General features: G+C 67.1%; 9 protein-coding genes, 3 pseudogenes and 1 riboswitch. Of the genes and pseudogenes, 8 read left to right on the top strand and 4 right to left on the bottom strand.

The window, feature by feature from the left end:
• Positions 1-297 precede the first annotated feature (297 nt).
• Complete coding sequence (locus JOE53_RS13680) at positions 298-654, bottom strand: ester cyclase (RefSeq protein WP_204948031.1); 357 nt, start codon at positions 652-654, stop codon at positions 298-300.
• A gap of 475 nt (positions 655-1,129) precedes the next feature.
• Here JOE53_RS13680 and JOE53_RS13675 point away from each other — a divergent pair.
• Positions 1,130-1,528: pseudogene (locus tag JOE53_RS13675) on the top strand (SRPBCC family protein); the annotation flags it as partial.
• A gap of 118 nt (positions 1,529-1,646) precedes the next feature.
• Here JOE53_RS13675 and JOE53_RS13670 read toward each other — a convergent pair.
• Positions 1,647-2,102 (bottom strand): annotated as a pseudogene (locus JOE53_RS13670) (integrase core domain-containing protein); the annotation flags it as partial.
• A gap of 72 nt (positions 2,103-2,174) precedes the next feature.
• Here JOE53_RS13670 and JOE53_RS13665 point away from each other — a divergent pair.
• Positions 2,175-3,332: an IS30 family transposase gene (locus JOE53_RS13665; protein ID WP_204948014.1), complete on the top strand. Its 1,158-nt coding sequence runs from the start codon at positions 2,175-2,177 to the stop codon at positions 3,330-3,332.
• A gap of 13 nt (positions 3,333-3,345) precedes the next feature.
• Here the strand turns inward: JOE53_RS13665 and JOE53_RS13660 are convergent.
• Together JOE53_RS13660 and JOE53_RS13655 are read right to left on the bottom strand one after the other, a co-directional pair.
• Positions 3,346-3,870 (bottom strand): annotated as a pseudogene (locus tag JOE53_RS13660) (helix-turn-helix domain-containing protein); the annotation flags it as partial.
• An 82-nt stretch (positions 3,871-3,952) separates the two neighbouring features.
• Positions 3,953-4,747, bottom strand: coding sequence for an alpha/beta fold hydrolase (locus JOE53_RS13655; protein ID WP_204948030.1), 795 nt, complete (start codon positions 4,745-4,747; stop codon positions 3,953-3,955).
• A 59-nt stretch (positions 4,748-4,806) separates the two neighbouring features.
• Between JOE53_RS13655 and JOE53_RS13650 the strand changes: the two genes are divergently transcribed.
• The 6 genes from JOE53_RS13650 (at position 4,807) to JOE53_RS13625 (ending at position 11,691) form a co-directional block, all read left to right on the top strand.
• A complete protein-coding gene (locus tag JOE53_RS13650; protein ID WP_076688265.1) occupies positions 4,807-5,487 on the top strand; it encodes a winged helix-turn-helix transcriptional regulator in 681 nt (226 codons plus the stop codon).
• Between the two features lie 205 nt (positions 5,488-5,692).
• Positions 5,693-5,860, top strand: a riboswitch (M-box (ykoK) riboswitch).
• 236 nt (positions 5,861-6,096) lie between these two features.
• Complete coding sequence (locus JOE53_RS13645; RefSeq protein ID WP_233449583.1) at positions 6,097-7,734, top strand: NRAMP family divalent metal transporter; 1,638 nt, start codon at positions 6,097-6,099, stop codon at positions 7,732-7,734.
• Positions 7,735-7,779: 45 nt separating this feature from the next.
• Positions 7,780-9,024 (top strand): magnesium transporter MgtE N-terminal domain-containing protein, encoded by a 1,245-nt coding sequence (locus JOE53_RS13640; protein ID WP_233449582.1) that lies wholly within the window; start codon positions 7,780-7,782, stop codon positions 9,022-9,024.
• Between the two features lie 97 nt (positions 9,025-9,121).
• The gene (locus JOE53_RS13635; RefSeq protein ID WP_204948027.1) at positions 9,122-9,913 is read left to right on the top strand and encodes an MgtC/SapB family protein; all 792 of its coding nucleotides are present in this window, start codon (positions 9,122-9,124) and stop codon (positions 9,911-9,913) included.
• Complete coding sequence (locus JOE53_RS13630; protein WP_005050432.1) at positions 9,906-10,325, top strand: hypothetical protein; 420 nt, start codon at positions 9,906-9,908, stop codon at positions 10,323-10,325. Before JOE53_RS13635 ends, JOE53_RS13630 begins: the two co-directional genes overlap by 8 nt.
• A gap of 91 nt (positions 10,326-10,416) precedes the next feature.
• A complete protein-coding gene (locus JOE53_RS13625; protein WP_204948026.1) occupies positions 10,417-11,691 on the top strand; it encodes an LCP family protein in 1,275 nt (424 codons plus the stop codon).
• Positions 11,692-11,883: the final 192 nt, after the last annotated feature.

Here is an 11,883-nt window from a genome sequence, read left to right as displayed (position 1 = left end):
ACGGGTGGACGCCAAGGCCGAGTCGCGGGCACGGCGTGGGGTATATCGCGGTCAGGACCGCGTACGCCCAGATCCCGAATCGCGGATTCCCAAGTCGGCTGTCGACACCGGCTTCGCCCGTTCTGCAGCCGCGGTGGTCCAGACCCTCGCTGGTCCCGTATTCCTGATCATGACCCGCTCCCTCGAAAGGTGAGCTTGCGGCGCCTTCCTTCGGGCCGGAACCGAGTGCCCTGACCCTACAGGCGGCCGCGCTTCGCCAGAGTCGTCTCTGTCGTGGCGCCCAGCCGAACCGTATCCCTATTCGCCCTCGCCGATGACATGCTCGTGAGGTTGCACAACCGGCTCCGTGCCGATGGTCCACACCTCGACGATCCGCCGGTTGGCCCACCGGTAGTGCGCGAGTTCGAAGCCTTGCCCCTCCGAGCAGGTGGTGGTCAGTCGTGCAGCGAGGCGATCACCGTTGCACAGCAAGTCGGTGATCTCCCAGCGATGGTCGGGATGTGTGGCGGCCAGACGGCGCAGGTTGCCAACGTAGGTGGCACCGTCGATCAGCTCGCCGTTGACGCTGACCTCGTGCGCGACGTGCTCTGCGGCCACGTTCCAGTTTCGGGCGTTTACGGCCGCCAGGTACCGTCGGTAATCCCTGATCTGCATCCGGCAAGTCTGCCTCGGTGGACCTGTGATGATGGTCGTCGACGCAGCGCTCTCGCACGCGCCGACGGCTCACCGACCGCAGACGCGAGCTACGAGGTGCGCCGTGGTGTCGGCCGTCGCGGTTGTGCTCGCACTGACAGGGCATGGCCTCATCGATCAGATTGACGGTGCTGCGGACAGGGACAGACCGGGTGCGCGCAGGCAACAGACGGCGCGCTCGACAACGTGTGCGGGGCCGACGAATCCATTGCGGCAGTCCCCAACCCAGCACAACCAGCTCGACTGACAAGACGCCCCAGACACGGACACCGGCCAGGGGTGCGCGAGTACGCGCGGGACGGGTTCCTTGGTCTGGACGGCAAGACGGCCTCGGCGCTGAAGACGTTCTTGACAGCGAGGCAGTCCGCACACCGGAGAACAGAGATCCGCCTCGAACGCGACGGACCGGTGTGAGGGGCTCGAGCACGTCGTCGCTGCACCCGTCGACCGCGTCTGGGCGGCACTCGCGAGCCCCGAGGGCCTGCGCTCTTGGTGGTGGAGCCACTGGAGCGACGTCGAGATCGACGCCGACGTTCGCCCCGGCGGCGCCTACCGCATCGCCGCACACGGAGCGGGCGTCGAGTTGCAGGGCAACTACCTTGCCGTCGACGCACCGAGCCATCTCGCGTACACCTGGGCCTGGCGCGACGACGACGGGGAGATGCCCGACGAGGCCGTCGACATGCGGCTCGACGCCGTCGACGGCGGCACGCGCGTCATGATCCTGCACTCCGGTCCGTGGCCCGACGACGCTCCTGCGGAGTCCTACCGTCACGGCTGGATCTTCACCCTCGGACAGCTGGAGGAGGCGCTCGCCTCGACCGACCTTCCTTAGCAGGGGTTTGACACCGCCAGGCTGGCCTCCCCAGGCTGGCCCGCGGCTGACACCCCTCTGAGAGGCCGCCCGCGGGCACCCCGCCGCGGCCGGCTGCCGGCTGAGAACCTCACCATGACTAAATGTACTGACCGGGGACGTTGATCAAGCGTGAGAACGGCGGCTGGTTCCCGCAGGCCGTGTGGGGCCGGTGCTGGTTGTAGTAGTGCAACCAGCCCTCGAGCTCGCCCCGTCGTTCGGCCTCAGACGTGTAGCAGCGGGCATAGGCCCAGCCGTCAGCCAGGGTGCGATGGAAGCGCTCGATCTTTCCGTTGGTCTGCGGCCGATACGGGCGGGTGCGCTTGTGCCGGATGCCGAGTTCTGCGCAGGTGTCACGCCACAGGTGTGAGCGATAGGCGCCGCCGTTGTCGGACAGGACCCGTTCGACGATCACGCCGCGGGCGTTGAACCATTCGACGGCCCGGACCAGGACGGCGGTGGCCGTTTGGGCGGTTTCGTCGTCGTGGATCTCGGCGTAGGCGACTCGGGAGTGGTCGTCGATGACGGTGTGGACATAGGCCTTGCCCATCAACGGGTCGGCGGATTCAACCGGTGGTCGCAATGAGTGCTGTGAGATGAAGCAGACGCTGATCTCGGGAGGCATTCGTTGCAGGGCAAGCATGGTCATCTCAGTCGTGAGCAGAAGCAGCTCGCGCTCCGTCTCCACTCGAAGGGGTGGCGGCTCATCGATATCGCCCGCGAGATCGGGTGCACGGCCCCGATGGTCGGCCGCATGGCGCGGGAAGGCCGTCACCTCGACGGGAAGCCGTTCGGCTGGGAGCCGCGCGAGGGGCATCTGACGGTCTTCGATCGTGAGGAGATCCTGGTTGGTCTCGCGCGCGGTGACACGTTGACCGCGATCGCGCTCGCCCTGGGACGGGCGGTGTCGACGGTCAGCCGCGAGGTCAAGCGCGGCGGCGGGCGGGAGGGGTACTCGGCGTGGCGGGCGCATGAGGACGCGCGAGAGCAGGCCCGCCGACCGAAGCCGTTCAAGCTTGACGGTGGACGGCTGCTCGAGGTTGTCGCGACGCAGCTGGAGCAACTGTGGTCTCCGCAGGAGATCGCCGCCCGCCTACGGTTGGAGCATCCCGACGACCCGGAGATGCACGTGAGTCATGAGACGATCTACCAGTCCCTGTTCGTGCAGGGACGCGGGCAGTTGCGCCGCGAGCTTGCCCGCTGCCTGCGGTCAGGGCGTGCGGCACGGAAGTCGCGGACCGCGACGGACCGGCGAGGCCGGCTGCCAGGGATGGTGATGATCAGCGAGCGCCCCGCGGAGGTCGAAGACCGCGCCGTGCCGGGGCATTGGGAAGGCGACTTGATCCTCGGTGAGAACAGTCGCAGCGCCGTGGGAACCCTCGTTGAACGCAGCACCCGCCTCACACTTCTGCTGCACCTGCCCGACGGGAAGAGTGCAGACAAGGTGGAGGCCGCAATGCGCGAGGCGATCACCGCGTTGCCGGCGTCGCTGGCGCGGACGATCACCTGGGATCAGGGTGCCGAGATGGCCAAGCATTCCGAGTTCACGACAGCGACCGGCATCCCGATCTACTTCTGCGACCCGCGCTCCCCGTGGCAGCGCGGAAGCAACGAGAACACCAACGGACTGCTACGCCAGTACCTGCCGAAGAGCACCGATCTGAGCATCGTCACCCGCGCTGAGCTGACCGCGATCCAGGACTCGCTCAACGGACGACCACGCAAAACGCTCGGCTATCTGACACCATCGGAGAAGTTCACAGAACTCGTTGCGACCACCGGTTGAATCCGCCGTCCCGGTACTTGTTCCTGGGTTTGTCGGGTGTGGCGGCGCGGTTCTTCGCGCCTTGCTGCCGGCCGACATAACGCCAGCCGCCCCCGTCGGGGATGTTGCCGAGCTTCTTCACATCGACATGCAGCATCGCGCCGGGATGGTCGTGCTCGTAGCGGCGGATCGGTTCTCCGGTGGCGCGGTCGACGTGCGTGAGCCGGTTGAGATGGACTGAAACGAGGATCCTGTGGACGGTCGACGGGGCGATCCCGAGCCGACAGGCCAACTGCACGGGTCCCTCTCTCAGGCGCAAACGCAAGCTGATACAGCGTTTCGCGATCCTGGCGATGGTCCTGTTCGGCGAGCGATGGGGTCGTGAGCTTCTGTCCTGCATGGATTGGCCATTGCGATAACGCTCGGACCAGCGTTTGACGGCTGGCCAGGAAACCTGGAAGCGAGCGGCTACCTCCCTGATCGGCCAGCCCTCGTCTATGACCAGACGGGCGACGATCAGGCGGTGGCGCGGGGTGAGTGCTGCGTTGGCGTGAGACATGGGGCTCCTGCAATTGCTGGACGGGGCCCACCCGATCAGGATGGGCCCCGTCCAGGGAGTATGGATGTGCGGTTGCGTTTGGTCAGGCTTGCTGGTCAGAGTGATTGCGGATCGCTGCCAGCTGCACTTCCGCGGGAATGCCATGCCACTCGCCGGGAAGCTCGTGCAGCGTCGACTGTGGAAGCGCCTGCTCCAACTCGGCGGCCCACCGCTTGAGCCGCGGGGCGGTGTGGGTGCTGACCATCAGCACTGTCGGGGTCGCGAGGCCTTCGAACCGCTGGGCGTTGCAGCCAGGAAGGAAGGTCAACTCGTGCAGGCTGGCCGGGACGTCTGCGAGGTGCTGCTCCAAGGTGGGAATCTGCCCAACGATGTCGGCGGGGATGCCGACGACATCGCGAAGGTAGTAGTCGCGAGCCTGCTGCCGGTCACGCGCCAGCAGGTCCTTCATCCGGGCCCGCTCAACGGCCAGGGTGCCGGGCTCGAACAGCGGCGGCTCGAGCAGGTACAAGGTGCGGATGGGTGCGCCAGCCTGGGCAGCGAGCAGCGCGAGGTCGGCGCCCGAGGAGAACCCGTACACGTCGACGGTGGCGCCGAGATGCTGGGCGATCAGGGTGATGTCGTTGATCTCCTGGTCGACCGTGTAGCAGTCGGGGTCGGAGCCGGGCGGCAGGGTGCTCTTCCCTGTGCCACGACGGTCATAGGTGGTCACCGTGAAGCACGTGGCGAGGGTGGTGGCCAGGTCAGGCTGGGGGTCGATCGTCCGCGAGCTGGCGACGCTGGGAACGATGAGGAGTTGGGGTCCGCTGCCCTGAGTGGTCAAGGCAAGGGTGGCCCCGTCGGCTGTGGTGAGGACGGTGTCCGTCGGCTGCGCACTCATGAACTATATTAAACATAGTAACAACTATGTTGTCCATAGCTGATGGGTAGGCTTGTCATATGCCCATCAAGAAGACCTACGCGGAGCATGGAGACGCTTGCGCCTCAGCGCACGGCATCGAGCTCATCGGTGACGTGTGGACCTATCCCATCCTGCGGGAACTGTTCCTTGGGCCCAAGCGGTTCTCGGAGCTGTCCTTACTGCTGCACGGCGTGACCCCAGCCGTATTGACAGCCCGCCTACGCGACCTGGACACCAGGGGCCTTGTGCAGCGACTTGACACGACGTCGCCAGCTGGGGGCTCGATCTACCAGCTGACGAGCTGGGGCCACGAGCTGGAGCGCCCCTTGGAGGGCATTGCCCGGTGGGCTCAGTCGTCGCCCACCTGGGATCCCAGCGGCGGCCTGACACCCGATGCGGCGGTCCTCGCCATGAAGACGATGGCCGCAGGCCTCACCTCACCTGGCAGCACGCTCGAGTTCGACCTGACACTGTTCGACAGTCGCTGCACGCGGCCGCAGGACTACACCTACCGCGTGAAGCTGGACGGGACAGGCCTGCTCGTCGTGCGGGAGTCGACTGTCATCGATGACGCCGACCTGCGTTGTGACTCAACCCTCTGGGCAAACCAGCTGTTCGATCCGAACTGTCCGATTATTGGCACGAGCAAGGACAGCGCAGGTCCGGTGGGGCGGTTCGTCGCTGTGTACCAGGCATCGCTTCAGTCGGTCGAGAATTAGCGCGGCACCATCGGTGACCTCTCACCCTGCCTGCTTCAACCAATGTGTCCGGTCAGTACAGCTAGACTGCCCGCAACCGTTCACTTTTCGAGCGCCGAAAGTGACCAGGATTCACGCGCCGCCGACAGTTCCCAGAATTTCGGGGCACCGGATTCGGCCTTCGGGGACGAAGTCGCGCCGTCCGTGGCCTACACTTGACGCGTTAGGCGCCGATCGTTAGCTGAGGCTCCTTCGTGAACACACGCCAGCGACCCCACACGTCGAGAGACGCTCCGGGTCAGGACAGGCTTCCCCGGCTTAAGGGGTCGCCCCGATTGGCTCCCGCTCCCGGGTGACGTCACGAAGTGCCAAAGGTCTTACGTGGAGAGGCTGAGTCGTATCGACGAGCCTCAAGGTGCGAGGAATCCGATCGGGGAGGTGAGCGATGAGCGATCACGATAGTTGGGCGTTCCGCACGCCCCCCTTCTTCCTCTAGACGCCCACTCGGGCTGCCTGGGCGGGCCTCTTCGCCTGCCGTCTTCTTCCGTGCCCTCCGTGCGGTCGTTGATCGACCGTGCCTGGGGGTCCGCTTCCATGCCCACCCGACTCGGGGTGAGAAAGCGATGCATCATGACGACCACCAACACTCCACGGACGCAGCAGCACGCGGTGCTCGACTCCGCCCACGTGGGGAACATCGAGGGCGCGTTCGGCACGATCCAGCTCGATGACACGGCGCCCCGCACGAAGCTGTCCGCGAAGCTGCGCACCCTCGTGGCGATCGTCGGGCCGGGCCTGATCGTCATGGTCGGCGATAACGACGCCGGCGCGTTCGGCACGTATACGCAGGCGGGGCAGAACTACGGCACCGCACTGCTGTGGGTGCTGCTGCTGCTGGTGCCGGTCCTCTACGTGAACCAGGAGATGGTTCTGCGCCTGGGCGCGGTGACCGGGGTCGGGCATGCCCGGCTGATCCTCGAGCGGTTCGGGAAGTTCTGGGGCGCGTTCAGTGTCATCGACCTGTTCATCCTGAACGCGCTGACGATCATCACCGAGTTCCTCGGCATCAGCCTGGGGCTGAGCTATCTGGGACTTCCCGAGGTGCCGGGCGTGATCATCGCCGCGGTCGTGATCGTCGCCGCCGTGAGCACCGGGTCGTTCCGCCGGTTCGAGCGGCTGTGCATGTTCCTCATCTTCGGGTCCCTCATTCTCGTCCCGCTCGCATTCCTGGCACACCCCTCCGCAGCGGAGGTCGCGCACGGGTTCATCCCCGGCTTCCCGCCCGGCGCCGAGCTGTCGACGGTGATGCTGCTGATCATCGGGATCGTGGGCACCACCGTGGCGCCGTGGCAGCTGTTCTTCCAGCAGTCGTACATCATCGACAAGCGGATCACGCCGCGGTTCATGAACTACGAGAAGGCCGACCTGTGGATCGGCATCGTGATCGTCATCGTGGGGGCGACGATCCTCATCGCGGTGCCCGCCGCGGTGTTCGCCGGCACCCCCGAGTTCGGGAACTTCACCGACGCCGGCGGGGTCGCCGCCGGCATCGGAAAGTACGTGGGCCGGGTCGCCGGCATCCTGTTCGCCATCGCCCTGATCGACGCATCCATCATCGGTGCGGCCGCGGTGGGCCTTTCCACCTCGTACGCACTCGGCGACACGCTCGGGTTGAAGCACTCGCTGCACCGCAAGGTGTCGGACGCGAAGGGCTTCTACGCCGCGTTCGCCGGGCTGCTCATCGTCTCCGCGATCATCGTCGTCATCCCGGGCAGCCCGCTGGGTCTGATCACGGTCGGGGTGCAGGTCCTCGCCGGGGTGCTGCTGCCCTCGGCCACCGTCTTTCTGCTGCTGCTGTGCAACGACAAGGAGGTGCTCGGCCCATGGGTGAACGGGCGGCGGCTGAACATCTTCACCTCCGCCGTGATCGCGGTGCTCGTCATCCTCTCCCTGGTGCTGACGGCGAGTGTCATCTTCCCGGACATCAGCGGTGACCAGATCATCATGATCCTCGTCGCCGGCGCCGTGCTCTCGATGCTGACCGGTGTCGGGTTCGCAGTCGCCCGGGTCCGTCGCCCCGCGCGCAGCGACCCGGACGAGGTTCCGCGCAGCGCGCGCGCCTCGTGGCGGATGCCTCCTATCGCGCTGCTGAACCCGCCGAAGCTGTCCACCGGGCGGCGGCTCGGGCTGAGCGTGCTGCGCATCTACCTGCTGATCGCGATGATCCTCGTCATCGTCCGTGTCATCCAACTCGCCCTCGGGCACTGAACTGCTGGTCTTGAAAGAACGGTGAGACAGATGAACGATGCAATCATGACCACCACCCGTCCCCGGACGCTCCTGTCGGGCATGCTGCGACAGCCGATCCAGGACGCCAAAGGCAACCAGATCGGCGTTCTCGCCGACGTGATCGTCCGCCTCGGCCCGGAAGGCTACCCGGCGGTGACCGGGCTGGTGGCCCGGGTCGGGTCGACCGCCGTGTTCGTCCCCGCGGTGAACATCGAAGCCCTCGACGACGACCGGGTCGTGCTCGATACGGCGAAGCTCGACCTGCGCCCGTTCGAACGCCGCGACGGCGAGGTCCTCCTCAAAGAGGCGGTGCTCGGCCACCGGCTCATCGACGTCGACAACGCCCGGCTGGTACGCGCCTACGATGTCGCGATCGACAGCATTCCCGGCGGGTGGGTCGCCGCCGCGCTCGACGTGCACGCCCGGCCCTGGTATTCGCGCCGCGGGCACGGCGCCCACGCCTTCCGGGACTGGAAGTCGTTCGAGGCGCTCATCGGCCACGAGCCGTCCGCCGCGGCACGCTCCCGCTTCAAGCGGCTGCGCGGTCTGCGGCCCGCGCAGATCGCCGACCTCATCGAGGACGCGTCATCCCGGGAGCGAGACGATCTGTTCGAGCACCTGCACACCGACCCCGAGCTCGAGGCCGACGTCATCGAGGAACTCGACGACAACGACCAGGCGCAAGTCCTGAAAGCCCGCGACACGGCCGACATCGCCGCCGTGCTCAGCCGCATGCACGCCGACGACGTCGTCGACGCGATCCTCGACCTTCCGCAAGAACGCCGCCAGCCGGTCCTCGACGCGCTGCCGCCCACGCAAAGACGGGACGTGCTCCGCCTGATGACCTACCAGGACAAGACAGCCGGCGGCCTCATGGGCGTCGAATACCTCGCCCTCGGCGAGGACGTCACTGTCCAGGAAGCGAGGAGCGCCGTCCGCGCCGCGGACGCACAGCAGCCGCAGTCCCTCGCGGTCGTCTACGTCGTCGACGACACCGGGCGCCTCGCAGGGTCGGTCGACCTGGTCGCCCTCCTGCGCGCCGACCCCGCCGCACTCCTGCGCGACGTGGCGGAGGCCGAGCCGGTGAGCCTCGTGCCCACGGACGACATCATCGAGGTCGTCAACGTCATGGCCGACTACAACCTGCTGTCTGTCCCCGTCGTCGACGACACTGAGCACATCCTCGGCGTCATCACCGTCGACGACCCGCTCGAGGAGGCGATCCCCGAGGACTGGCGGCAGCGCGAACGCCGCACCCGCAGCAGCTGACCCGCCCGGCCTCCACCGGCATCATCATTCCGAAGTCACCCCCGGCCCTGCCTGGATCAGGTCGGGGCTGACTTCGACGACCCTGAAGGAGCGTCCCATGACGCTGACCAACCTCGACTTCATCCTCCGCCTCCTCCTCGCCGGCGGGTGCGGCATGCTCATCGGACTGGAACGGCAGTACCGGTCCCGCACCGCGGGTCTGCGCACCCAAGCGCTCGTCGCCCTCGGCGCCGCCGCGTTCGTCCTCTACGGCATCCAAGTCGGCGTGCCCCAGGCGTCCTTGCAGATCACCGCCTACGTCGTCTCCGGCGTCGGCTTCCTCGGTGGCGGGGTGATCCTCCGGCAAGGGTTCACCGTGCAGGGGCTGAACACCGCCGCCACCCTCTGGTGCTCCGCCGCGGTCGGCTGCCAGGCCGCGGGAGGACACGTCATCCCCGCCCTCGCCACGACCGGCCTCGTGCTGGCGATCCACCTGCTGCTGCGCCCGCTCGGCCGACTCGTCGACCGCGCCCCCGCAGCCAAGAGCGAGACGGTGGGTGCGTACAGGCTGACCGTCCGGGTCCTGGAGCGGAGGGAAGCCGAACTGCGCGCCCGCCTGTCCGCCGCTCTCGACTCGCCCGACGTCGTCGTGCACGGCATGACGAGCCACCTCGACGACAGCGGCGGGAAGGGGCAGGAGATCGAGGAGCTCGAGGCTGAACTGCTCGTCGAAGGCCACGCCGCCACGCTCCTCGACGGCATCGTGACGCGCCTGTCGCTCGAGCCCGGGGTGCGCGGGCTGTCATGGCGGTCGGAAGATCCAGCTCCGATCGGCGATGACGAGGGGAACGGGCGACCGACGCACGGCAGCGCCCTGCGGGCGATCACGAGGAGGACGCGCGATGAGTGACTTCGGGATGCTCGCCCTCCTCGCCGAGGGAGCCGGCGAGGCCGCGATCAAGGCTCTTGCCGGCCGCATCTCACCGGACCTCATCATCGTGGCCGACCGGATACCGTCGGATGTGACCGCGAAGACCCTCATGTCGGGCCTGCACCACCTCCCCGACGAGGTCATCACGACCACCGTCGAGGGAACCCGCATCCAGAACTCGCTCAACGAAATGAAGGAGGCCGGCGACTACTTCACCGAGTACCTCACACCCCTCCTGCTCAGCCGCACCCACATCCTGATCGTCGCGCCCGCCGAACTGCTCGACGCCTTCCTGCGGATCATCGCGCCCGCCCGCCTGGAGGGCACGATCGCCGGGGGCGACGCCGTGGTGTACGCGTTCGATCGATGGATGCGGGCCAGGACGCGCTGACGGCGCGCTGATCGGGTGCCGATTGGAGCCAGCCCGTCCAGTGCCGGAAACATTCGACTTCCTCACAGGTTCATGTCTGCATGATCGGTGGGTGTCGCGTCGTGTCGTTCGTTCCGCCCGTGTCCGCCGCAACCGGCGACGTCTTGTCGCTCTGATCGCCGGGGCGGTCGTCATCGTCCTGCTCGCCGGGGTCGCAGTCGTGGTCGTCAACTTGGTGAGTCTGAACACGGGCATCCACCGGTCCGCGATCGCGATGCCCGCCGGCACGGGGCAGACCGCGGCGCCGGGTGTGGCGCAGGACACCGGCGAGGTGAACATACTAGTGATGGGTCTGGACAGTCGGGTCGATGAGAATGGCAACCCGTACCCGCAGGACATCTACAACGCGATCCACGCTGAAGACGCGTCCGTCGGTGGGTACAACACGAACGTCCTGCTCTACATCCACATCCCCGCCGGCGGCGGTCCGGCGGTGGGGATATCCATCCCGCGCGATGACTATGTCCAATACGCGGGCAACATCGGCGGTGTCTCGCACGGCAAGATCAAGGAAGCGTACGGGCGGGAACTGTCCGCGAAGCTCCCCGTCCTGCTGAAGCAGGGCCTGTCGAAGGCGGACGCGTATCAGCAGGCGCGCGATGCGGCACGCGAGGCGGAGATCCGCACGGTGTCGCAGTTCCTCGGCGGGGTGCGGATCGATCATTTCGTCGAGGTCACCATGGCGGCGTTCTACCGTGTCGCGCAGGCCGTCCAGCCGATCACGGTCTGCCTGAACCACGCGACAGCGGACCCGAAGTACTCGGGCGCGAACTTCCCCGCCGGGATGCAGCAACTCACCGCGTCGCAGGCGATGTCGTTCGTGCGTCAGCGCCGCGACACCGTATACCGGGGCGTGTTCCTGACCGACCTGGACCGCACCCGCCGACAGCAGGCGTTCATGGTCTCCCTCGCCGTGAAACTGCGTAACGCGGCGACGTTCACCAACTTCGGCACCCTGCAGACCCTGATCGACACCGCCAAGCAGTACATCGCCCTCGACCAAGGCCTGGACCTTCTGTCGCTCGCCTCGGACATGCAGCACTTCTCCGGCGGAGGCATCAGCTTCCAGACCCTGCCCGTGGAACGCTTCGGCACAATCGGCGGGGAGAGCGTGAACATCGTCGACGTGAAGAAGATCCAGGCCACCGTCGCCGGACTTCTCCACCCACCAACGCCCACGCCCGCTCCGCCCGCGCCGACCGCGTCGGCATCCCCTCACTCGACCGCATCGACGCCCGTCAACACCCAGCCGACCAGCACGGGACCGGCGAGCTACACGAACTCCCAGCAGCCCATGCAATCCGGCGCCATCCCCTGCGTCAACTGAACGACCGCTGACAGCGAGCGGACTCCCGCTGGCGCCCGACGAACGCTGGCGCACCCGCATTCCTCCGAACACCAAGCATCGAGCATGGTCCCGGATCAAGCCGACATGCCGGTACCGAGTCGAGTTGACATTCTCACCACGGCAGTGCGATCTCCCTCGAGCGGTGGCTGTACAAGAGCCGCTGTGCGGTCG

This window comes from Microbacterium laevaniformans (assembly GCF_016907555.1).
Lineage (GTDB): Bacteria > Actinomycetota > Actinomycetes > Actinomycetales > Microbacteriaceae > Microbacterium > Microbacterium laevaniformans.
The sequence above is the reverse complement of the archived record's forward strand: the minus strand, read 5'-3'. Positions and strand labels throughout refer to the sequence as shown.

Excerpts from the sequence above, each read along its gene's own strand:
- JOE53_RS13680 (WP_204948031.1), bottom strand. The coding sequence starts at position 654 with ATGCAGATCAGGGATTACCGACGGTACCTGGCGGCCGTAAACGCCCGA.
- JOE53_RS13655 (WP_204948030.1), bottom strand. The coding sequence starts at position 4,747 with ATGAGTGCGCAGCCGACGGACACCGTCCTCACCACAGCCGACGGGGCC.
- JOE53_RS13650 (WP_076688265.1), top strand. The coding sequence starts at position 4,807 with ATGCCCATCAAGAAGACCTACGCGGAGCATGGAGACGCTTGCGCCTCA.
- JOE53_RS13645 (WP_233449583.1), top strand. The coding sequence starts at position 6,097 with ATGACGACCACCAACACTCCACGGACGCAGCAGCACGCGGTGCTCGAC.
- JOE53_RS13640 (WP_233449582.1), top strand. The coding sequence starts at position 7,780 with ATGACCACCACCCGTCCCCGGACGCTCCTGTCGGGCATGCTGCGACAG.
- JOE53_RS13635 (WP_204948027.1), top strand. The coding sequence starts at position 9,122 with ATGACGCTGACCAACCTCGACTTCATCCTCCGCCTCCTCCTCGCCGGC.
- JOE53_RS13630 (WP_005050432.1), top strand. The coding sequence starts at position 9,906 with ATGAGTGACTTCGGGATGCTCGCCCTCCTCGCCGAGGGAGCCGGCGAG.